General features: G+C 53.3%; 20 protein-coding genes, 1 tRNA gene, 1 other RNA gene and 5 pseudogenes. 24 read left to right on the top strand and 3 right to left on the bottom strand.

Translation table 11 applies throughout. The features are described 5' to 3' along the window. Positions 1-78 precede the first annotated feature (78 nt). Together whiA and NSS88_RS10735 are read left to right on the top strand one after the other, a co-directional pair. A complete protein-coding gene (gene whiA / locus NSS88_RS10730; RefSeq protein WP_055359090.1) occupies positions 79-1,041 on the top strand; it encodes a DNA-binding protein WhiA in 963 nt (320 codons plus the stop codon). A gap of 14 nt (positions 1,042-1,055) precedes the next feature. After that, a complete protein-coding gene (locus NSS88_RS10735) occupies positions 1,056-1,313 on the top strand; it encodes an HPr family phosphocarrier protein (protein ID WP_033015070.1) in 258 nt (85 codons plus the stop codon). A 126-nt stretch (positions 1,314-1,439) separates the two neighbouring features. Here the strand turns inward: NSS88_RS10735 and clpP are convergent, their stop codons facing one another. Beyond that, positions 1,440-2,030, bottom strand: coding sequence for an ATP-dependent Clp endopeptidase proteolytic subunit ClpP (clpP, locus tag NSS88_RS10740; RefSeq protein WP_049625145.1), 591 nt, complete (start codon positions 2,028-2,030; stop codon positions 1,440-1,442). A gap of 315 nt (positions 2,031-2,345) precedes the next feature. On the opposite strand from clpP, the gene NSS88_RS10745 reads away from it, so the two are divergent. From NSS88_RS10745 to NSS88_RS10790, 10 genes and pseudogenes are all read left to right on the top strand, one after another. Continuing rightward, positions 2,346-2,417: transfer RNA gene (locus NSS88_RS10745), tRNA-Arg, on the top strand. A 118-nt stretch (positions 2,418-2,535) separates the two neighbouring features. After that, a pseudogene (locus NSS88_RS16765) lies at positions 2,536-2,760 on the top strand (RNA polymerase factor sigma-54); the annotation flags it as partial. Positions 2,761-2,898: 138 nt separating this feature from the next. Further along, positions 2,899-3,144 (top strand): glutaredoxin family protein, encoded by a 246-nt coding sequence (locus NSS88_RS10755; protein ID WP_049626246.1) that lies wholly within the window; start codon positions 2,899-2,901, stop codon positions 3,142-3,144. 122 nt (positions 3,145-3,266) lie between these two features. Continuing rightward, on the top strand, positions 3,267-4,286 hold the full coding sequence (locus tag NSS88_RS10760; RefSeq protein WP_049626240.1) for a sugar-binding transcriptional regulator: 1,020 nt from the start codon (positions 3,267-3,269) through the stop codon (positions 4,284-4,286). A 42-nt stretch (positions 4,287-4,328) separates the two neighbouring features. Then, on the top strand, positions 4,329-5,336 hold the full coding sequence (gap, locus tag NSS88_RS10765; protein ID WP_049626241.1) for a type I glyceraldehyde-3-phosphate dehydrogenase: 1,008 nt from the start codon (positions 4,329-4,331) through the stop codon (positions 5,334-5,336). 122 nt (positions 5,337-5,458) lie between these two features. Beyond that, positions 5,459-6,643 (top strand): phosphoglycerate kinase, encoded by a 1,185-nt coding sequence (locus NSS88_RS10770; RefSeq protein WP_049626242.1) that lies wholly within the window; start codon positions 5,459-5,461, stop codon positions 6,641-6,643. 61 nt (positions 6,644-6,704) lie between these two features. Next, the gene (tpiA, locus tag NSS88_RS10775) at positions 6,705-7,466 is read left to right on the top strand and encodes a triose-phosphate isomerase (protein ID WP_049625147.1); all 762 of its coding nucleotides are present in this window, start codon (positions 6,705-6,707) and stop codon (positions 7,464-7,466) included. Further along, positions 7,459-8,994, top strand: a complete 1,536-nt coding sequence (gene gpmI, locus NSS88_RS10780) for a 2,3-bisphosphoglycerate-independent phosphoglycerate mutase (RefSeq protein WP_049625148.1) — start codon at positions 7,459-7,461, stop codon at positions 8,992-8,994. Before tpiA ends, gpmI begins: the two co-directional genes overlap by 8 nt. Before the next feature lie 28 nt (positions 8,995-9,022). Beyond that, on the top strand, positions 9,023-10,315 hold the full coding sequence (gene eno, locus NSS88_RS10785; protein ID WP_049625149.1) for a phosphopyruvate hydratase: 1,293 nt from the start codon (positions 9,023-9,025) through the stop codon (positions 10,313-10,315). Between the two features lie 285 nt (positions 10,316-10,600). Further along, positions 10,601-11,848: an RNA-guided endonuclease InsQ/TnpB family protein gene (locus NSS88_RS10790; RefSeq protein WP_341084446.1), complete on the top strand. Its 1,248-nt coding sequence runs from the start codon at positions 10,601-10,603 to the stop codon at positions 11,846-11,848. Between the two features lie 72 nt (positions 11,849-11,920). On the opposite strand, the pseudogene NSS88_RS10795 reads toward NSS88_RS10790, so the two are convergent. Next, a pseudogene (locus NSS88_RS10795) lies at positions 11,921-12,079 on the bottom strand (IS4 family transposase); the annotation flags it as partial. Positions 12,080-12,207: 128 nt separating this feature from the next. Here NSS88_RS10795 and NSS88_RS10800 point away from each other — a divergent pair. Further along, positions 12,208-12,991 (top strand): annotated as a pseudogene (locus NSS88_RS10800) (carboxylesterase family protein). Between the two features lie 100 nt (positions 12,992-13,091). Here the strand turns inward: NSS88_RS10800 and NSS88_RS10805 are convergent. After that, positions 13,092-13,307, bottom strand: a complete 216-nt coding sequence (locus tag NSS88_RS10805) for a hypothetical protein (protein ID WP_061580638.1) — start codon at positions 13,305-13,307, stop codon at positions 13,092-13,094. 499 nt (positions 13,308-13,806) lie between these two features. Between NSS88_RS10805 and secG the strand changes: the two genes are divergently transcribed. From secG to NSS88_RS10860, 11 genes and pseudogenes are all read left to right on the top strand, one after another. Continuing rightward, on the top strand, positions 13,807-14,043 hold the full coding sequence (gene secG / locus NSS88_RS10810) for a preprotein translocase subunit SecG (protein WP_055358280.1): 237 nt from the start codon (positions 13,807-13,809) through the stop codon (positions 14,041-14,043). A gap of 74 nt (positions 14,044-14,117) precedes the next feature. Then, entirely contained in the window at positions 14,118-14,858 is a 741-nt protein-coding gene (gene estA / locus NSS88_RS10815; protein ID WP_055358281.1) for a carboxylesterase, read from the top strand. Positions 14,859-14,880: 22 nt separating this feature from the next. After that, positions 14,881-17,157, top strand: coding sequence for a ribonuclease R (gene rnr / locus NSS88_RS10820; protein WP_061580637.1), 2,277 nt, complete (start codon positions 14,881-14,883; stop codon positions 17,155-17,157). An 81-nt stretch (positions 17,158-17,238) separates the two neighbouring features. Continuing rightward, positions 17,239-17,706, top strand: a complete 468-nt coding sequence (gene smpB, locus NSS88_RS10825; protein ID WP_013144268.1) for an SsrA-binding protein SmpB — start codon at positions 17,239-17,241, stop codon at positions 17,704-17,706. A 341-nt stretch (positions 17,707-18,047) separates the two neighbouring features. Further along, positions 18,048-18,399: a transfer-messenger RNA gene (ssrA, locus tag NSS88_RS10830) on the top strand. Between the two features lie 471 nt (positions 18,400-18,870). Continuing rightward, complete coding sequence (locus tag NSS88_RS10835) at positions 18,871-19,107, top strand: YuzF family protein (protein ID WP_044743772.1); 237 nt, start codon at positions 18,871-18,873, stop codon at positions 19,105-19,107. A 21-nt stretch (positions 19,108-19,128) separates the two neighbouring features. Continuing rightward, on the top strand, positions 19,129-20,028 hold the full coding sequence (locus NSS88_RS10840; protein ID WP_047818969.1) for a manganese catalase family protein: 900 nt from the start codon (positions 19,129-19,131) through the stop codon (positions 20,026-20,028). Between the two features lie 285 nt (positions 20,029-20,313). After that, positions 20,314-20,445: pseudogene (locus tag NSS88_RS10845) on the top strand (dihydrodipicolinate synthase family protein); the annotation flags it as partial. Between the two features lie 200 nt (positions 20,446-20,645). Continuing rightward, positions 20,646-21,089, top strand: a pseudogene (locus NSS88_RS10850) (aldehyde dehydrogenase family protein); the annotation flags it as partial. A 39-nt stretch (positions 21,090-21,128) separates the two neighbouring features. Next, positions 21,129-21,776, top strand: a complete 648-nt coding sequence (locus NSS88_RS10855) for a GntR family transcriptional regulator (protein ID WP_061580634.1) — start codon at positions 21,129-21,131, stop codon at positions 21,774-21,776. Positions 21,777-22,044: 268 nt separating this feature from the next. After that, entirely contained in the window at positions 22,045-22,512 is a 468-nt protein-coding gene (locus tag NSS88_RS10860) for a flavin reductase family protein (RefSeq protein ID WP_033026215.1), read from the top strand. The last annotated feature ends 22 nt before the right edge of the window (positions 22,513-22,534 follow it).

Consider the following 22,534-nt stretch of genomic DNA (forward strand, 5'->3'; position numbering starts at 1 on the left):
GGCGGCGGCCGCATGGCCGCGCCGAGAGTTGGGCACCTCCAACCGGCCGGTACGGGAGCGAATGGAGGTGGAACGATCATGTCTTTTGCGTCCGAAACGAAGAAGGAGCTGACGAATTTAGAGGTCAAGCGCTGCTGCTTGCGGGCCGAGCTGTCGGCGCTGTTGCGCATGAACGGCTCACTGTCGTTTTCCGGCGGGCGGATGGCGGTCGATGTCCAAACGGAAAATGCGGCGATCGCCCGGCGCATTTATACGCTGTTGAAAAAAGGGTATGACGTCGCGGTTGAGCTGTTTGTCCGCAAAAAAATGCGTTTAAAGAAAAATAACGTGTATATCGTCCGCATTACCGACGGCGCCGCCCCGCTGCTCCGTGATCTTTGCATTTGGAACGGCGATTTTTCGTTCATTCATGACATCGATCCGGAACTTGTCAAGAAAAAATGCTGTAAGCGCTCGTATTTGCGTGGTGCGTTTTTGGCCGGCGGCTCGGTCAACAATCCGGAGACGTCCTCGTATCACTTGGAGATTTTTTCTTTGTACGAGGATCATAACCGCTCTTTATGTGAACTGATGAACAGCCACTTTTTTTTAAATGCGAAAATGTTGGAACGGAAAAAGGGGTTTATTACGTATTTAAAAGAGGCAGAGAAAATTGCCGAGTTTTTGAACATCATCGGCGCTCACCAGGCGCTGCTCCGCTTTGAAGACATCCGCATCGTCCGCGATATGCGCAACTCGGTCAACCGGCTTGTCAATTGCGAGACGGCCAATTTGAACAAAACGATCGGCGCTGCGCTTCGCCAGGTGGAAAACATCCGCTACATCGACGAGACGATCGGCCTCGACGCCTTGCCAGCGAAGCTGCGGGAAATCGCGAAGCTTCGCATCGAGCATCAAGACGTGACGCTGAAAGAGCTTGGCGAGATGGTCGCCGGCGGCAAAATCAGCAAATCCGGCATCAACCACCGGCTACGCAAAATTGATGAGATCGCGGAGCGGCTGCGGGCTGGAAAGCCGGTCGATTTCCATAAATCGCTGTAAAGGGGAGATGGAGAATGGTGGAAAAACAAGTGAAAGTAAAATTAGAAACCGGGCTGCAGGCGCGCCCGGCGGCGTTGTTTGTCCAAGAAGCGAACCGTTTTTCCGCTGATGTGTTTTTGGAAAAAGATGGAAAACAGGTGAACGCGAAAAGCATTATGGGCTTGATGAGCCTCGCCATCGGCCATGGAGCGGTGATCACGCTCATTGCCGACGGTCCGGATGAGCAAGAAGCGATCGAAAAGCTCGCCGCCTATGTGCAAAAGGAAAAGTAAAGCAGCGTGTGGGGCTGGCGGGGAAAGGAATGGAAAAGGCTGCTCCGTTTTTGTCGGAAGCAGCCTTTTTTCGTCAATGTCGGTGCAGGCGCAGCTCTATAGCGGTTCTACCAACGTGTGCATGCCTTATTTTTCATCAGCGCGCGTCAGCACCCGGTCGATAATGCCGTATTCCATCGCTTTTTGCGCTGTCATGAAGTTGTCGCGGTCCGTATCGCGTTCGATCACTTCGATCGGCTGGCCGGTGTTTTCCGCCAAAATGCGGTTCAATTTGTCGCGCAAGAATAAAATGCGCTTCGCTGCGATTTCGATTTCCGTCGCCTGCCCTTGGGCGCCGCCGAGCGGTTGGTGGATCATGATTTCACTGTTTGGAAGCGCGAACCGTTTCCCTTTCGCACCGGCGGCAAGCAAAAACGCCCCCATGGAAGCGGCCATGCCGATGCAAATTGTCGATACGTCCGGTTTGATGAACTGCATCGTGTCGTAAATCGCCAGGCCAGCTGTGATCGAGCCGCCCGGGCTGTTGATGTACAAGGAAATATCTTTGTCCGGGTCTTCCGCCGCCAAAAACAACAGCTGCGACACGATCGAGTTGGCCACTTGGTCGTCGATCGGGCTGCCAAGGAACACGATTCGGTCTTTCAATAAGCGCGAATAAATGTCGTACGCCCGCTCCCCGCGGTTCGTCTGTTCGATGACAGTCGGAATCAAATACATCCCAAAACGCCTCCTTTTCCATCCTAATGGATCAATATGTACGCCTTCATCATACACGAATGGTCAATGAAGGTCAAACAAAACGACCTTCCCCATTCTTTATAACATATTCGCGGCTAGCGGGAACATCCCTCTTTTCATCATAACCGCTTTTTTATTTTTTTAACCAGTTGCCTGTGGCGGTGGCATTGATGTGGAAGGAACAAAGGCCTGATTTTTCCTGTTTTTTTATTGCATTTTCCCCTTGCATTTTTGCACGATCCTGCTATAATAGAACATGCAACGGAACGAAATAGAGAAATCATGAACTTCCATGCCCTCGTAGTGTAGTGGATAGCACGAGAGATTCCGGTTCTCTTAGCGTGGGTTCGAATCCTGCCGAGGGCGTTCCAACGATCTGACAAGTTCGGATTGAGATTCCCAACCCCCTTGATACGACCGCGTTTGCGGTCGTTTTTCATTGCTTGCCGAGCTGGCGGCGCGGTTTTCCGCATCGGAACAAGAGATGGAACGGGGGCTGCGCCTTGTGCAGTCGCTCGACCCGCCGGGAGTCGGCGCCCGCGATTTGGCAGAATGCCTCTTGCTGCAACTGGAACGTCTTCCTGAGCGCGACGAGCTGGCGGAAACGATCGAGGTGGCTTCCTCCGCTCAAGTGAAATCGATCATCCAAGAGCTGATCGCGGCGGAAGACCGACAGGCGCCGCTTTCTGACCAACAGCTGGCCGATTTGCTTCATGGCCGATACGGCATCGCCATTTCGCGCCGCACGGTCGCCAAATACCGCGGAGCAGCTGCGTATTCCTTCTTCGGCGAAACGAAAGCAATACACCGGAGCTTGATGCGACCGGTGAAAGAAAGGAAGAACGCGATGCACATTCGGTTGTACACGAAGACGAACTGTCCGCTTTGCGACAAAGCGAAAGCGGTTTTGACGGAGCTGCAGGCAGACTATCGGTTTACGATGGAAGAGATCGATATTTATGAAGACGACGCGCTTCTCGAGAAATATCAGTTGATGATTCCGGTCGTCGAGCTTGACGGGGAAGAAATTGGGTATGGGATGATTGAAAAAGAAACGGTGAGAAAACGGTTGCAGCGGGCACAAAACAGTTGAACGGCTATCGTCCTCCTGCTATAATGAAAATAGAGCGGGAGGAATTTTTTATCGATTGGCGGGACATAATATGTCATACTGGGACAAAAAACATCCCTATGTTCTGCTAAGGGGAAGGATCGATGCAACCGTTAGTAGAGGCATTAAAAAAATTATCGCCCGACTTGCTTGACGTTATGCAAAAACGATATCAAATTTTGTACTCTATTTCGCTTATGGCGCCGATCGGGCGGCGGGCGCTGGCGGCGAGCCTCGGCATGAGCGAGCGGGTTCTCCGGTCGGAAACAGAATTTTTGAAAGGACAAAACTTGCTTTCCGCCGATGTGTCGGGCATGCGGTTGACGGAGGAAGGCCAGGCGCTCCTTCATACGCTCAATGATTTGATGCGGGAAGCGTTCGGACTCAAAGAGCTGGAAGCCGCGCTGCAGGAACAGCTCGGCATTCCGCGGGTGATTGTCGTTGCCGGGGATAGCGACTGTTCTCCTTGGGTAAAAAAAGAAATGGGTAGAGCGTGTGTCGCCTGCATGAAGGAGCTGCTTGAGCCCGGGGACATCGTCGCCGTGGCCGGCGGAACGACGATGGCGGCGGTCGCGGAGATGATGACGCCGGATTCGAAGCTTCGCGATGTGTTGTTCGTGCCGGCGCGTGGCGGCCTTGGCGAAGATGTCGAGAATCAGGCGAACACGATTTGTGCGAAAATGGCGGAAAAAGCGATGGGCCGCTATCGGTTGCTGCACGTGCCTGACCAGCTGAGCGATGAAGCGTACGCGTCGCTTGTCGAAGAGCCGGCGGTGAAAGAAGTGCTTGAGCTCATCCAATCATGCCGCATGGTCGTCCATGGCATCGGTGAAGCGGTGACGATGGCCAAGCGGCGGAAGACGCCGCCTGTAGAGATGGAGAACATCATCGCCCGCCATGCGGTCGCCGAGGCGTTCGGCTACTATTTCAACGAGTACGGCGACGTCGTCCATAAAGTGAAAACAGTCGGCATTCAACTTGAACACCTCCCGCATGTCGAGCATGTCATCGCCGTCGCCGGAGGGGCGTCGAAGGCGAAAGCCATTCGCGCGTACATGAAACGGGCGCCGCACTCGCTATTGGTGACGGACGAAGGAGCCGCAAAAGCGTTCGTAGGGGAGTAATCTCCCTTGCTGATACAATCCAATCGCAAGGAGGAAAATAAGATGGCAGTCAAAGTGGGAATCAACGGATTTGGCCGCATCGGACGCAACGTCTTCCGCGCGGCATTGAAAAACCCGGACATTGAAGTAGTGGCGGTGAACGATTTAACCGATGCGAATACGCTTGCTCATTTGTTGAAGTACGACTCTGTCCATGGCCGTCTGGATGCCGAAGTGTCGGTGAACGGCAACAACTTGGTCGTCAACGGCAAAGAAATCATCGTCAAGGCGGAACGCGATCCGGCGAACTTGGCGTGGGGCGAGATCGGCGTTGACATCGTCGTTGAGTCGACCGGCCGCTTCACGAAACGCGAAGACGCCGCCAAACATTTGGAAGCGGGTGCGAAAAAAGTGATCATTTCCGCCCCGGCGAAAAACGAAGACATTACGATCGTCATGGGCGTCAACCAAGACAAATACGATCCGAAAGCCCATCATGTCATCTCGAACGCGTCGTGCACGACGAACTGCTTGGCGCCGTTTGCCAAAGTGCTGCATGAACAATTCGGCATCGTCCGCGGCATGATGACGACCGTTCACTCGTACACAAACGACCAACAAATTTTGGACTTACCGCATAAAGATTTGCGCCGGGCTCGCGCCGCGGCCGAATCGATCATTCCGACGACGACCGGGGCGGCGAAAGCGGTCGCGCTCGTTTTGCCGGAATTGAAAGGAAAGTTGAACGGCATGGCGATGCGCGTGCCGACGCCGAACGTATCCGTTGTCGACTTGGTGGCGGAATTGGAAAAAGAAGTGACGGTCGAAGAAGTGAATGCCGCGTTGAAAGCAGCAGCGGAAGGCGAGCTGAAAGGCATTTTGGCCTACAGCGAAGAACCGCTCGTGTCGCGCGACTACAACGGCAGCACCGCTTCGTCGACGATCGACGCGTTGTCGACAATGGTCATTGAAGGCAAAATGGTGAAAGTCGTTTCGTGGTATGACAACGAAACGGGCTATTCGCACCGCGTCGTCGACTTGGCCGCCTACATCGCCTCGAAAGGGCTGTAAAACCAGCTTGGCGTTGAGTTTTCCGCCTGTTCAATTCTATAATAGGAAAATGGAGGGGAGCGGGGAAATGATCCCCACTCCTTTTCCTTTATCCAAACTGTAGCCAAAAGGGGGCACGAACGATGAACAAGAAGACGATCCGCGACGTTGAGGTGAGGGGAAAGCGCGTCTTTTGCCGCGTCGATTTCAACGTTCCGATGGAGCAAGGCGCCATCACCGATGACACGCGCATTCGCGCCGCACTCCCGACGATCCGCTATTTGATCGAGCACGGGGCGAAAGTCATTTTGGCGAGCCACCTCGGCCGCCCGAAAGGAAAAGTGGTCGAAGAATTGCGTTTGGATGCCGTTGCGAAGCGGCTCGGCGAGCTGCTTGAACGGCCGGTCGCCAAAACGAATGAAGCGGTCGGCGATGAGGTGAAAGCGGCGGTCGACCGTTTGAACGAAGGCGATGTGCTCTTGCTTGAGAACGTCCGTTTTTACCCTGGTGAAGAGAAAAATGATCCCGAGCTCGCCAAAGCGTTTGCGGAGCTTGCGGATCTATATGTCAACGATGCGTTCGGCGCCGCCCATCGCGCCCATGCGTCGACGGAAGGCATCGCCCATTACTTGCCGGCGGTGGCCGGATTTTTGATGGAAAAAGAACTTGAAGTGCTTGGCAAGGCGCTTTCGAATCCGGACCGCCCGTTTACAGCGATCATCGGCGGGGCGAAAGTGAAAGACAAAATCGGCGTCATCGACAATTTGCTTGAAAAAGTCGACAACTTGATCATCGGCGGCGGACTGGCGTATACGTTCGTCAAAGCGCTCGGCCATGACGTTGGCAAGTCGCTGCTTGAGGAGGACAAAATCGAACTCGCCAAATCGTTTATGGAAAAGGCGAAAGAAAAAGGCGTCCGTTTTTATATGCCGGTGGACGTGGTCGTCGCCGACCGGTTTGCGAACGACGCCAACACGAAAGTTGTGCCGATTGACGCGATTCCAGCTGATTGGCAGGCGCTTGACATCGGCCCGAAAACGCGCGAATTGTACCGCGATGTCATTCGCGAGTCGAAGCTCGTTGTCTGGAACGGCCCGATGGGCGTCTTTGAAATGGACGCGTTCGCCCACGGGACAAAAGCGATCGCCGAAGCACTGGCGGAAGCGCTCGACACCTATTCGGTCATCGGCGGCGGGGATTCGGCGGCGGCGGTTGAGAAATTCGGCTTGGCCGACAAAATGGATCATATCTCCACCGGCGGCGGCGCTTCGCTCGAGTTTATGGAAGGAAAACAGCTGCCGGGTGTCGTCGCGCTCGAAGACAAATGACCCACGGCGCCGGATTTGGCGCATGGCGGCTGACGCCGCCCATTGAAAGGAAGGGTGAACGATGAGAAAACCGATCATTGCAGGCAACTGGAAAATGCATAAAACATTAGCAGAAGCGGTTCAATTTGTCGAGGACGTAAAAGGGCACGTGCCGCCGGCCGACGAAGTCGATTCCGTCGTTTGCGCGCCGTTTCTCTTTTTGGATCGGTTGGTGCAAGCGGCAGACGGCACGGATTTAAAAATCGGGGCGCAAACGATGCACTTTGCCGATCAAGGGGCGTACACAGGCGAAGTGAGCCCGGTCATGCTGAAAGACCTCGGTGTCACGTACGTCATCCTCGGCCATTCGGAGCGCCGGCAAATGTTCGCCGAAACAGATGAGACCGTGAACAAAAAAGTGTTGGCCGCCTTCACCCGCGGGCTTATACCGATTATTTGCTGCGGCGAATCGCTTGAGGAGCGGGAAGCCGGGCAGACGAACGCGGTTGTCGCCTCGCAAGTGGAAAAAGCGCTCGCCGGCTTGACGCCGGAACAAGTGAAGCAAGCGGTCATCGCTTACGAGCCGATTTGGGCGATCGGGACGGGCAAATCATCAACACCGGAAGACGCCAACAGCGTCTGCGGCCATATCCGTTCGGTTGTTTCGCGCCTGTTTGGCCCGGAGGCGGCGGAAGCGATCCGCATTCAATACGGCGGCAGCGTCAAACCAGATAACATCCGCGACTTCTTGGCGCAAGAACAGATCGACGGCGCCTTAGTCGGCGGGGCGAGCCTCGAGCCGGCTTCATTCTTACAATTGGTGGAGGCGGGGCGTCATGAGTAAAAAACCGGTTGCGCTCATCATTTTAGACGGATTTGCGCTGCGCGACGAAACGTACGGCAATGCGATCGCTCAGGCGAACAAACCGAACTTTGACCGCTATTGGAACGAATACCCGCACACAACGCTCAAGGCGTGCGGCGAGGCGGTCGGGCTTCCGGAAGGGCAGATGGGCAACTCGGAAGTCGGCCATCTCAACATCGGCGCCGGGCGCATTGTGTACCAAAGCTTAACGCGAGTCAACATTGCCATTCGCGAAGGCGAGTTTGAGCGAAATGAAACGTTTTTGGCGGCGATGAACCATGTGAAACAACACGGGACAAGTTTGCATTTGTTCGGCTTGCTTTCCGACGGCGGGGTGCACAGCCATATTCACCATTTGTACGCCCTCTTGCGCTTGGCGGCGAAAGAAGGCGTGAAGCGCGTGTACATCCACGGCTTTTTGGACGGCCGCGACGTCGGCCCACAAACAGCGCCGCAATACATCAAAGAACTGCAGGAAAAAATCAAGGAATATGGCGTCGGCGAAATCGCGACGTTATCGGGCCGCTACTACTCGATGGACCGCGACAAGCGGTGGGACCGCGTCGAAAAGGCGTATCGGGCGATGGTGTACGGGGAAGGGCCGACGTACCGCGACCCGCTCGAGTGCATCGAGGACTCGTACAAACACGGCATTTACGACGAATTCGTCCTGCCGTCGGTCATCGTCCGCGAAGACGGCCGGCCGGTGGCGACGATTCAAGACAATGACGCGATTATCTTCTATAATTTCCGCCCTGACCGGGCGATCCAAATTTCAAACACGTTTACGAACGAAGATTTCCGCGAGTTTGACCGCGGCCCGAAACATCCGAAGCATTTGTTCTTTGTCTGCTTGACCCATTTCAGCGAAACGGTGAAAGGGTACGTGGCGTTCAAGCCGACGAACTTGGACAACACGATCGGGGAAGTGCTGTCGCAGCACGGACTGCGCCAGCTGCGCATCGCCGAGACCGAAAAATATCCGCACGTGACGTTTTTTATGAGCGGCGGCCGCGAAGAGAAATTTCCAGGCGAAGACCGGATTTTGATCAACTCGCCGAAAGTGCCGACGTATGACTTGAAGCCGGAAATGAGCGCCTATGAAGTGACCGATGCGCTGCTCAAGGAAATTGAAGCCGATAAGTACGATGCGATCATTTTGAACTACGCCAACCCGGATATGGTCGGCCATTCGGGCAAGCTCGAACCGACGATCAAGGCGGTGGAGGCAGTGGACGAATGCCTCGGCAAAGTCGTCGATGCCATTTTGGCCAAAGGCGGCATCGCCATCATCACCGCCGACCACGGCAACGCCGATGAAGTATTGACGCCGGACGGCAAGCCGCAAACGGCTCATACGACGAATCCGGTGCCGGTCATCGTGACGAAAAAAGGCATCAAGCTTAGAGACGGCGGCATCTTAGGCGATTTGGCGCCGACGATGCTCGATTTGCTCGGTTTGCCGCAGCCGAACGAAATGACAGGGAAATCGTTGATTGTCAAATAACGATACGAAGGAAAAGGAGTGTGTGTTCATGTCTGCGATTATTGATGTTTACGCCCGCGAAGTGCTCGATTCGCGCGGCAACCCAACCGTAGAAGTGGAAGTGTATACAGAAGAAGGCGGTTTCGGCCGCGCCCTGGTGCCGAGCGGCGCCTCGACTGGGGAATATGAAGCAGTCGAACTGCGAGACGGCGACAAAAACCGCTACCTCGGCAAAGGGGTGTTAAAAGCGGTCGAAAACGTCAACGAAATCATCGCGCCGGAAATCATCGGCCTTGAAGTGACCGACCAAGTGGCGATCGACCGCGCGTTGATTGAGCTTGACGGCACGGAAAACAAAAGCAAACTTGGCGCCAACGCCATTTTGGGCGTTTCGCTTGCCGTGGCCCGCGCGGCGGCGGACGAGCTTGGTTTGCCGCTGTACCAATACTTAGGCGGCTTTAACGCCAAAACGCTGCCGGTGCCGATGATGAACATTTTAAACGGCGGCGCGCATGCGGACAACAACGTCGACATTCAAGAATTTATGATCATGCCGGTCGGCGCGGAAAGCTTCCGCGAAGCGCTGCGCATGGGGGCGGAAATTTTCCACAGCTTAAAAGCGGTGCTGAAATCGAAAGGCTACAACACCGCGGTCGGCGATGAAGGCGGCTTCGCCCCGAACTTGAAATCGAACGAAGAAGCGCTGCAAACGATCATCGAAGCGATCGAAAAAGCCGGCTACAAACCGGGCGAACAAGTGATGCTCGCCATGGACGTTGCTTCATCCGAGCTGTACAACAAAGAAGACGGCAAATATCATCTTGAAGGCGAAGGCGTTGTGAAAACGTCGGAAGAAATGGTCGCTTGGTATGAAGAGCTTGTATCGAAATATCCGATCATCTCGATCGAAGACGGGCTCGATGAAAACGACTGGGAAGGCCATAAACTGCTGACCGAGCGGCTCGGCAAAAAAGTGCAGCTTGTCGGCGACGACTTGTTCGTCACGAACACGAAAAAACTGGCCGAAGGCATTGAAAAAGGCGTCGGCAACTCGATTTTGATCAAAGTGAACCAAATCGGCACGCTCACCGAAACGTTTGACGCCATCGAAATGGCGAAACGCGCCGGCTACACGGCTGTCGTCTCGCACCGCTCCGGCGAAACGGAAGACAGCACGATCGCCGACATCGCCGTCGCCACCAACGCCGGCCAAATCAAAACAGGCGCGCCGTCGCGCACCGACCGCGTCGCGAAATACAACCAGCTGCTCCGCATTGAGGATGAACTCGGCCATACGGCCATTTACCAAGGCATCCGTTCGTTTTACAATTTGAAAAAATAACGGAAACAGGCGTCCCCAACGGAGGGGGCGCCTGTCGTTTTGACTGGGGAAAAGAGAATCGAATGGCTCGCGGTGATCAAGAATTCTTAATGCGTTCAGGAAAGCTGCGCCTCTTCATCAGATGGGGTCGTAAATAGTCGTTTTATCTTAATTAGGCGAGAAGACTCCCACTTCAACGAAGCGAAGCGGAGTAAGTGGGAGATGAATCGCCTTAACTATATTTTGCTGAAAATAGGATAGATTCAGTAAAATATAGTATAATATAGTTAGATGGGAGGTGAAAAAATGTATTTTTGTATCAAACAACAGCTAAATGGTTTGACCAAAGAAGAATACTTGACTCTTCGAGAACTGTGCCATATTGCCAAGAACATGTACAACGTCGGATTGTACAATGTCAGACAATACTATTTTGAACACAAGGAATTTCTTAATTATGAGAAAAACTATCATCTTGCCAAAACTAACGAAAACTATAAGCTGTTAAACAGCAACATGGCACAGCAAATTTTAAAAAAGGTCAATGAAGCCTTTACATCTTTCTTTGGTTTGATCAGTCTTGCCAAACAAGGAAAATATGACCACAAGGCTATCAGTATTCCAAAATATCTTAAAAAAGATGGCTTTCATTCACTGATCATTGGCCAGATTCGTATAGACGGCAACAAATTCACGATACCGTATTCTCGCCTATTTAAAAAGACTCACAAGCCTATCACGATAACGATTCCGCCTGTGTTACTGGACAAAAAGATTAAGCAGATTGAAATCATTCCTAAGCATCATGCCAGGTTCTTTGAGATTCAGTACAAATATGAAATGCCTGAAGATCAAAGAGAATTAAACGACCAAAAAGCACTGGCAATTGATTTAGGATTAAACAATCTTGCCACTTGTGTCACATCAGACGGCAGATCATTCATCATTGATGGGCGGAGATTAAAAAGTATAAATCAATGGTTTAACAAAGAAAATGCCAGACTTCAAAGCATAAAAGATAAGCAAAAAATCAAAGGCACCACTCGTAAACAGGCTTTGCTTGCTATGAATCGCAATAATAAAGTGAATGATTATATCAACAAGACTTGCCGTTACATCATTAACTACTGTATTGAAAATCAAATTGGCAAACTTGTCATTGGCTATGCGGAAACATGGCAACGCAATATTAATCTAGGAAAAAAGACAAATCAAAACTTTGTCAATATTCCTCTCGGTAACATAAAAGAAAAACTAGAATATCTTTGTGAATTTTACGGCATTGAATTCTTGAAACAGGAAGAATCCTATACGTCTCAAGCCAGCTTTTTTGACGGCGATGAGATTCCTGAATATAATGCCGACAATCCAAAAGAATATAAGTTCAGCGGCAAACGTATTAAGCGCGGCTTGTATCGAACAAAGTCTGGCAAACTAATGAATGCTGATGTCAATGGCGCATTAAACATCTTAAAGAAAAGTAAAGCTGTAGACCTGAGTGTCTTATGCTCTAGCGGCGAAGTGGACACGCCTCAAAGAATAAGGATTGCTTGAAGCAGTCAAACTTCTTTGGAAGCCCCCACTTCAAATTTTCGCTAGAAAATTAAGTGGGGGTAGTTCACGATGGCGCGCTTGATACATCTCGGTAATCTTTTCTATCGATACCTTCAAGAGGTTTGTGACCACACGGATGTCATGCCCGTTCGCATCCTGAAAGATCACGACGCGATGGCGCTTTTTGGAACGACATTGTTTTGTTCCGAATTGACAAGTAAAATCCGATCTTCATCAGAAACAATTTTTTGCATCAAATCAAACGAGCTGACATTGCCCTGCATAGGACAAAGCGATGGACGGAGGGGGTTTTTTCGTTTATAATATTTTTTGAATTATCAGAATATTAGGGGATGTGGATGGAACAAATGATTGTCGAGACGCGGTATGGGCGGTTGCGCGGGGGAGCAAATGAAGGGGTTTTCTATTGGAAAGGGATTCCGTACGCGAAAGCGCCGGTCGGTGAACGCCGTTTTCTGCCGCCGGAACCGCCTGAGGCATGGGATGGGGTGCGGGAGGCGACTGCCTTCGGTCCTGTCGTGATGCAGCCGTCGGATCCGATTTTCAGCGGATTGCTCGGGCGGATGAGCGAGCCGCCGAGCGAAGACGGGCTGTACCTGAACGTTTGGTCGCCGGCGGCGGATGGGAAGAAGCGGCCGGTGCTCGTCTGGATTCACGGCGGCGCCTTTTTGTTCGGCTCGGGTTCTTCGCCGTGGTATGACGGGACAGCGTTTGCGAAACACGGCGATGTCGTCGTCGTGACGATCAACTACCGAATGAACGTGTTTGGCTTTTTGCATCTCGGTGATTCGTTCGGCGAAGCGTACGCGCAAGCCGGGAATCTCGGCATTTTGGACCAAGTGGCGGCGCTGCGCTGGGTGAAGGAGAACATTGAGGCGTTTGGCGGTGATCCGGACAATGTGACGATTTTCGGTGAATCGGCGGGAGCGCGAGGCGATCGCCAATGAAATGCATTACGCTTGGCTCTCGTTTGCCCGCACCGGAGACCCGAACGGTGCTCACTTGCCGGAAGCATGGCCGGCGTATACGAGCGAGCGCAAGGCGGCCTTTGTCTTTTCGGCCGCCAGCCATGTCGAGGACGACCCGTTCGGCCGCGAGCGGGCGGCATGGCAAGGATGCTAGAAGATTTGATTCGTGAGGGAGCACCGCCGTCTGCGGAAAAATGGAGCTTCGGCCTCTCTCCGCTAAACCAACAAAGGAACGGCCAACCGCCGTTCCTTTGTTATTCGTTTGCCCCCTGAGAAGGAAGCCCAAACTGTTCCGCGAGCGCCGGGTCGCGGTCGATCGCCTCAAGCAGCTTGCGCATGACGTTGATGTCAAACGTAAAGTTCGCCCCGATCGGCGAGGTGACGAAAATTTTCCCTTCCTTTGCCTCACGCGCCCGTTTGAATTGATAGCCGTCAATCGCGATGACGACTCGTTCGTCCGGTCTTGCCATTGAAGTCCCTCCAGTCGTTGCCGATTTGCTTTCTATTGTAACGCATTTCGGCGGTGGACGACAATGATCATACCGCATCCGATTCATGGAGCGTCAAGCAGATGGAGGATGAAACGTTCCTTCATCTCTGCCAAAGAGAAGAGGGAGCGAATGTTTGCTGTGCTCCCGTTGCTATTCCGTTGAATGGATGAGAAAGGCAAGGAGTTGTCGCCTTTTCTTCAGCATCGTTTCATTCGTTCGCGGCTCCATCGATGTGGTCAAGTCAGATATGTGGCGATTTTAGCCAGGCATTCGTCAATGATTTCGTCGATTTCATCTATTTGCGCATCTTCTCGATTTTTGGATGACGGGCTTTCCCATCCAATGATTTTGATTACATGTTTCACCAAAAAAGGAATGGGAGGCTTTCGTCGTGTTGAGACAGGCCCGCCAGTTGCCGCCAACGGTGATCTATGGTATAGTGAAAGTATTGCAATGTCGGTCGTTGGAGGTGTCAGGCATGCATGCCTTTCTTGTGACGCTGCTTGTCATTGTGTCGATCGCGCTGATCGCGGTGGTCTTGTTGCAGTCGGGCCGCAGCGCCGGGCTGTCGGGGGCGATCACCGGCGGCGCCGAGCAATTGTTCGGGAAGCAGAAAGCACGCGGGCTCGATGCGGTGTTTCAGCGCGTGACGGTTGTGTTGGCCGTTTTGTTCTTTGTGTTGGCGATTCTTGTTGTTTATGTCCAACCATCATAAGCAAAAAACGGGGGCGGTCCAAAGGGAAGCGGGCTGCCTTTTCTATTTCAGCAAGAAAGGAAGGAGAACGAATGATGAAAATTGTTCCGCCGAAGCCGTTTTTCTTTGAAGCCGGGGAGCGGGCGGTGCTGCTGTTGCATGGGTTTACCGGCAATTCCGCTGATGTTCGGATGCTCGGGCGTTTTTTAGAATCCAAAGGCTATACGTGCCATGCGCCGATTTACAAAGGACACGGCGTGCCGCCTGAGGAGCTCGTCCACACCGGGCCGGATGACTGGTGGCAAGATGTCATGAACGGCTACGAGTTTTTGAAAAACAAGGGCTACGAAAAAATCGCCGTCGCCGGACTGTCGCTTGGAGGCGTATTTTCATTGAAATTAGGTTACACTGTACCTATAGAGGGCATTGTGACGATGTGCGCGCCGATGTACATCAAAAGCGAGGAAACGATGTACGAAGGCGTGCTCGAGTATGCGCGCGAGTATAAAAAGCGGGAAGGAAAATCAGAGGAGCAGATCGAACAGGAGATGGAGAAGTTCAAGCAGACGCCGATGAAGACGTTAAAGGCGCTGCAGGAGCTGATCGCCGATGTGCGTGACCATCTTGATTTGATTTATGCCCCGACGTTTGTTGTGCAGGCGCGCCATGATGAGATGATCAACCCGGACAGCGCGAACATCATTTATAACGAAATTGAATCGCCGGTCAAACAAATCAAGTGGTATGAGCAATCAGGCCATGTGATTACGCTTGATCAAGAAAAAGATCAGCTGCATGAAGATATTTATGCATTTCTTGAATCGTTACATTGGTAATGGAGAAAGGAGGGGGTGGACAATGGATCATGTGTTGGCCGAACGCATCTTAACGTTTATGCGCGATGAGGCGTATAAGCCGCTGACGGTCGAAGAATTGGAAGAAGCGTTTGGCATCGAGGATGCCGATGGATTCAAGGAGTTTGTCAAAACGCTTGTCGCCATGGAAGAAGAAGGACTAATCGTCCGGACGCGCAGCAACCGCTACGGTGTGCCCGAGCGGATGAATCTCGTGCGCGGCAAGGTGATTGGCCACCCGAAAGGATTCGCGTTTGTCACACCGGAGGAGCCGGGACTGGATGATATTTTCATCCCGCCGTCCGAACTGAAAAACGCGATGCATGGCGACACGGTGCTTGTGCGCGTCCAAGCCGATTCATCGGGGGCGCGCCGCGAAGGAACGATCGTCCGCATTGTGGAGCGCGGGGTGAAAGAAGTCGTCGGCACGTACACGGAAAGCAAATATTTCGGCTTTGTCATCCCGGATGACAAACGGATCGTCAACGACATTTTCATTCCGAAAAACGCGGCGAACGGCGCGGTCGAAGGGCATAAAGTCGTCGCCCGGCTCACCTCGTACCCGGAAGGACGAATGAGCGCTGAAGGGGAAGTCGTCCAAATTCTCGGCCATAAAAACGACCCGGGCGTCGACATTTTGGCGATCATCTATAAATACGGCCTTCCGCTTCAATTTCCAGAAGACGTGATCGAGCACGCCAACCGGGTGCCGGATGTCATTACGGAGAAAGACTTGGAAGGGCGGCGCGATTTGCGCGGCGAGATGATCGTCACCATTGACGGCGAGGATGCGAAAGACTTAGACGATGCGGTGACGGTGACGAAGCTGGAAAACGGCAACTATAAGCTCGGCGTCCACATCGCCGACGTGAGCCATTACGTCGAAGAAGGCTCGCCGATCGACCGCGAGGCGTATGAGCGCGGCACGAGCGTCTATTTGGTCGACCGCGTCATCCCGATGATTCCGCACCGGCTGTCCAACGGCATTTGTTCGCTCAACCCGAAAGTCGACCGGCTGACGCTGTCGTGCGAAATGGAGATCACCCCGCAAGGCGAAGTCGTCCGCCATGACATTTTCCAAAGCGTCATCCGCACGACAGAGCGGATGACGTATTCCGATGTCAATAAAATTTTGGTGGACAAAGACGAAGCCTTGCGGGAAAAATACGCGCCGCTTGTGCCGATGTTTGAGCTGATGGCTGAGCTCGCCGACATTTTGCGCACGAAGCGGATGAAGCGCGGGGCGATCGATTTTGATTTCAAAGAAGCGAAAGTGCTCGTCGATGAAAACGGCAAGCCGTACGATGTCGTCTTGCGCGAGCGGTCGGTCGCCGAGCGGTTGATTGAAGAGTTTATGTTGGCGGCGAACGAAACGGTCGCTGAGCATTTCCATTGGCTGAACGTACCGTTTATGTACCGCGTCCATGAGGATCCAAAGCCGGAAAAACTGCAACGTTTCTTGGAGTTCATCACGAACTTCGGCTATGTCGTGAAAGGAACGGGCAACCAAATCCATCCGCGCGCTTTGCAACAAATTCTCGAAGCGGTGCGCGGCGAGCCGGAAGAAATGGTGATCTCGACCGTCATGCTTCGGTCGATGAAGCAGGCGCGCTATGACGCCGAGAGCCTCGGCCATTACGGCCTGTCGACTGAGTTTTACACCCATTTTACGTCGCCGATCCGCCGCTATCCGGACTTGATCGTCCACCGGCTCATCCGGACCTACTTGATCAACGGGCAGATGGATCCGGAGACGCAGCGAAAATGGGCGGAAAAGCTGCCGGAGATTGCCGAGCATGCATCCAACATGGAGCGGCGCGCCGTCGAGGCCGAGCGGGAGACGGACGATCTGAAGAAAACCGAGTTTATGGAAGACAAAATCGGCATGGAATTTGACGGCATCATCAGCTCGGTGACGAACTTCGGCTTGTTCGTTGAGCTGCCAAACACGATCGAAGGCCTGGTGCACGTCAGCTACTTAACCGACGACTACTACCGCTATGACGAGCGCAGTTATGCGATGATCGGCGAGCGGACGGGAAAAATGTACCGCATCGGCGATGAAATCACCGTCCGTGTCATCAACGTCAACAAAGACGAACGGATCGTCGATTTTGAAGTCGTCGGCATGAAAGGACGCCGCCCGCCGAAGGCAAAAGCCGCGCCGGTCGTCATTGAAGGGAAAAAGCAAAAGAAAGGAAAAGCGAAGGCGGAGCCGAAAGCGCAAAGCGGCTCAAACCGCAGCGCGAAGGCGAAAAAGAAGAAAAAGAAAAAACGGTGAGGAAAAGCCGAACGGGCGGCTTTTCCTTCTTTTTCGTTTTTGGTAAAATAAGAAACGCTACAATGAGGAGGGGGAAAACGGATGCCGAAAGGCGAAGGAAAAGTGATCGCCCAAAACAAAAAAGCGCACCACGACTATTTCATCGAAGAAACGTATGAAGCCGGCCTCGTTTTGCAAGGGACGGAGATCAAATCGATCCGCAACGGCCGGGTGAACTTGAAAGATTCGTTCGCCAAAGTGGAAAAAGGGGAAGTGTTTCTCCATAACATGCATATCAGCCCGTACGAACAAGGCAACCGCTACAACCACGACCCGCTGCGGACGAGAAAGCTTTTGCTGCACCGGCGCGAAATCAACAAGCTGATCGGCTATACGAAAGAGCAAGGGTATACGCTCGTGCCGCTGAAATTGTATATTAAAAATGGCTTTGCCAAAGTGGAGCTTGGAGTGGCCAAAGGGAAGAAAAAATACGACAAACGGGAAGACATGAAGCGGAAAGAAGCGCAGCGCGAAATCGAGCGGGCGTTCCGCGAGCGGCAAAAGCTGTAGAGAGGCAAGCCGCCGAGCGGGCATTTGTCGAGGGCGGGAGCCTGAAACATCGGGCTTTTGGCGGGCATTGCCGGTTTGGGAACGGCGGAGGGATGTTTGGTTCATCGCGGCAAGCGGGGGCATTTCTTGCGTCGCCGTGTACGGAAAATGGGATGGGCTGATTTTTCTTGGCAAGTGCCAAGAAGCCGTGTTCTCAATCATCCGGCACAACATTCGGAGAAGAGCCTGTTTTTTGGCGAGATTGAAAACATTCCCATTGAAAATGCACCGCGTCATGGTATAATAAAAAGTGCAACAGCCAGTTATCCGATGCTTAAGCTGTTCCGATCTCTTCGCACCGCGGGGACGATCCGGATTCGACAGGGGTAGGTCGAGCTTAAGCGGCGAGCCGAGGGGGACGTCCTCGTAAAAACGTCACCTAAAGATAACTGGCAAACAAAACTACGCTTTAGCTGCCTAATTGCTGCAGCTAGCTCCTCCCGCCATCGCCCGCGTGGCGTTCGAGGGGCTCATATGAAGCGGGCTACGCCCAAATCCGCCGCCTGAGGATGAGGGAAGAGACGAACCAGGCTAGCCGCCGGGAGGCCTGTCGGTAGGCGGAACGGACGGCGAAGCGAAATATACCGACTACGCTCGTAGATGCTTAAGTGGCGATGCCTCTGGACGTGGGTTCGACTCCCACCGTCTCCATTTCCAACATGTTGCTGTTTCGGATTAAAAATAGTGAACCTCTTGATACGACCGTGTTTGCGGTCGTTTTTGCTTTTTCAAGAATCCGAAAGAATTGAACCGGGAATGGAAGCGGATCGGCGAAGCGCTTGGCAAAAGGAAGCTTCGCGCCAAAAATCGGACGGAAGCGGTGGCAAAAGCGCTGCGTCTTGGGTTGATTGGATGACGAGGCGGACTAGTCTGTCCGGCCGTTTCATTTCACACCATTTTCGCCGATTGCTCACCGTTTTTTGGCTGTTTGACCGTTTTGTGGTGCAAAAGATTCCGAGCGTTCGCCGCTTTCTAGCGGCGTAACCATCGTTGGAAGCGGCTTGATGAGTAGGCATCAAGGCCGCTTTCTTTTTTAGGGCGCTTGGTTTTTTGTCATGTTTGGCACGGGGCGGCATATGGATAAAAGGGAATCTTCTTCAACGCATCAAAAGGGAGGAAATGAGAATGAACCAGCCCTACGTGTCCCATGCTTCGTCACCGCAGCTCATTGCCCTGGTTGACCCGTATGTGTACCACGCTTTCCAAGCTTTGAACGGCAAAGAAGTGGTAGTGGAAACCGTCCGCGGTTCGATCCAAGGAACGGTGAGGGATGTGAAGCCGGACCATATCGTCATCTCAGCGAATCAGGCGGTTTATTACATCCGCTTGGCGCAAGTGGTGTCTGTTCTCCTTAGCAATTAATGGAAAAGGAGGAAAAGAATCGTGGTATTTCAGCGGATCGACCGGCTGGCGATTGAATTGCCGAAGCCCAAATACGCGGACCCCAATGCGGCTGCCGCTGTCCAGGAGCTGCTTGGCGGCCGTTTCGGAGAAATGTCGACGTTAAACAATTATTTGTTTCAGTCATTCAATTTTCGGCAAAAAAAGAAGCTGCGCCCGTTTTACGAGTTGGTGGCGAGCATCACCGCCGAAGAGTTTGGCCATGTGGAGCTCGTGTCCAATGCGATCAACCTTTGCTTGACCGGCTCCACCCATCCAGGTGATCCGGATACAGCGCCGATGAAGGATGCGAAAGACAAGCGCAATACGTATCATTTTATCGCGACGGCGCAGACGGCGTTTCCCGGCGATTCGATGGGGAAGGCGTGGACGGGGGAGTACGTGTTCAACAGCGGCAACTTGATTTTGGATTTGCTTCACAACTTTTTCCTGGAATGCGGAGCGCGCACGCATAAAATGCGCGTCTATGAAATGACGGACCACCCTACCGCCCGCGAGATGATCGGCTACTTGCTTGTGCGCGGGGGCGTTCATGTTTTGGCGTACGCCAAGGCGTTGGAAGTGGCGACGGGCGTTGATGTGACGAAGCTTCTGCCAATCCCGAACCTCGATAACCGCGTGTTCGATGCGGCGAGAAAGTATGAGGATCAAGGCGTCCACCGCCGACTTTATACGTTCAGCGATCGCTATTACAAAGAAATCGTCCGCATTTGGAAAGGAACCCATCCAAGCGACGGCCAGCCGCTCGAGGTGGTCGAAGGAGCGCCCCAAGGGGGGGCGATCCCCGATTTGGACGAAGTGCCGGAAGAATTCGCTCCCGGGATTTCGGCCGAAGATTTTTTGGAAATCGCCAAGCGGCTGCAGCGGTCGGCAGGGTTGTGATGAGGCGCCCAACGGCGCCTGATTTTTTTTTGGAAAGCCGGTCGTTGAACAAAAAGGGCGGCGCAACGAAGAGATGACGCCAATGTTGTTTTTTCCCTTCACTTGAGCGTCCATGATTGGAGGAATCGCTATCTTTCTTCATGTTGTCCGCCGGCGGCGCGGGCGGCAACGGTTTGGAGCACGTCGAGGAATGTTCAGGCGCTTTTTGGCAAATATCGTCGTCGGTCGAGGATGGCGGCGGCTTCCGCTGTCATCGAAGAGTCGATGATCTCCAGCACCTTGATGACGGGGACGGGCTCGACGAACCATGCGGAAACGATCGAGCTGACTAAATTTGCGCAGGAGATTGGCGCCGATGCGGCGATGGTCATCGTCCCGTATTACAACCGCCCGTCTCAAGCTGCTCTCTATAAACATTGTGAACTACCCACCACCTACGCTTCGCTTAGAGGTGGGGGCTTCAAGCGACTTGTGTGTGTTCGCTGAACGGTAAGCCACACACAAGAACCCTTTACGCTTCCCTTCGTTCCGAAGGTGTCCGTTCTAGCCATATTCTATCCTATTCGTTGGCTAACGCCAACCGAAATTCATCTCCCACTTTCACTGGTGCTGGCGCACCTTCACGTTTAGAAGTAGGAGACTTCTTTCGGAGGGAAGTTAAAGCGGTGGCCGAGGCGGTCGACATTAAAGTGGCGCAGGAAGAAATTTTCGGACCGGTCATGGCCGTCATGTCTTTCACGAGTGAAGAAGAGGCTATTCGGTTGGCGAACGATGTGAAGTACGGATTGGCGGCGTACGTCTGGACGAACGACATGAAGCGCGGCCACCGCGTCGCCCAAGCGATCGAAAGCGGGATGGCGTGGGTCAACTCGCCGAACGTCCGCGATTTGCGCATCCCATTTGGCGGGACGAAATACAGCGGCATCGGCCGCGAAGGCGGGCATTACAGCTTTGATTTCTATACGGAAGTGCAAGTCGTCCACGTCGCGGTCGGCGATCCGCCAATCCCCGCATTCGGCAAAGGGGAGAAACAGACCGCCTTGTCTGCCGAACAGGCATAATGGCTAGTCAATGTATACGATCTAGTATATGATAAACGTATGGAAACGAAAGCGAAAAACAAAACCCAATTGGCTTACGAGTATATTCTTTCTCGCATTGAAAACGGCGTCTATGGCCCGGGATACCGGGTCGTCATCGACCAAATCGCCCGCGAGCTTGGACTCAGCAGCATCCCGGTGCGGGAGGCGATCCGCCAGCTTGAAGCGGAAGGGCTTGTCGAGCTCAAACCGTATACGGGCGCCGTTGTGAGCAACATCAACGAGAAAGAATATATCGAGACGCTGTCGGTGTTGGCTGTGCTGGAAGGCTATGCGACCGCGCTCGGCTCCCCCCATTTGACAAAGGAGGCGATCGATCGGCTTGAGCAAGTAAACGAGCGGATGGAGCGGGCGCTTGAAGAGCTGGAGCTGGAACGGTTCAGCGAGCTGAACTATGAATTTCACTCTCTGATTTACGCCCATTGCGGCAACGCCTATCTTGAAGAGCAAATCAAGCAAATTTGGCAGCGGATGAAGCGCATCCGCGCCTACGGCTTCACCTTTGTGCCGCAGCGGGCGAAAGCATCGATCGAAGAACATCGAGAGATCATCCGTCTGTTGCGTGAACAGGCGCCGCCGCATGAAATCGAACAATACGTTCGTCAACACAAAATCAACACCGCCGAAGCGTTTAAGCGGCGGCGCTGATCTTCTTCCGCTGAGCGGGTGGCAGAGGCGTACCTTGGAGCGGCGGGCCGCCGATGACAGCCGTATATCGTCGTTGTTTCTTTCCCCTATTTCTGCTATGATGGGGGTAGATTTGACCCTCATTTCGGCATGAATGGGGCCTAGCCATAGAGGCAAGATGTCGGACGAAGCGCCCGTCGTGTGGAAACATCAAGAAGGAAAGCCTCCCAACCGCCAGCTGAAGGCGTAGGGCTGCTGGATGACGAAAAGGGAAGGATGGGAGAAACGTATGGATGATCGTACATTTCGCAGAGCCATGGGAAAATTTGCGACCGGCGTGACGGTCGTGACGACCGACTTTCAAGGGGAAGCGAAAGGAATGACGGCGAACGCGTTTATGTCCGTTTCGCTCGACCCGAAACTTGTCGTCGTCTCCATTGGCCATAAAGCGCGAATGCATGACATTGTCAAGCAAACGGGGAAATTTGCCGTCAACATTTTGCGGCGCGATCAAGAGGAGTTGTCGCGCTTGTTTGCCGGCCAGTTGAAAGAAGAGCGCCCCGTTTCGTTTGATTGGGTGAACGGCCATCCGATTTTGCCGGAGGCGTTGGCGAATATTTTATGCAACGTCCACAGCACGTACGTGGCCGGCGATCATACGCTTTACTTTGGGGAAGTGACCGATATTTTGATGAAAGACGAACCGGGCGACCCGCTCTTGTTTTTTGAAGGGAAGTACCGGAGCATTGGACAATAAGCGCCCTTGGATGGATCGGGGC

Source organism: Geobacillus sp. FSL W8-1251, assembly GCF_038005945.1.
In the GTDB taxonomy this organism is placed as follows: domain Bacteria; phylum Bacillota; class Bacilli; order Bacillales; family Anoxybacillaceae; genus Geobacillus; species Geobacillus stearothermophilus.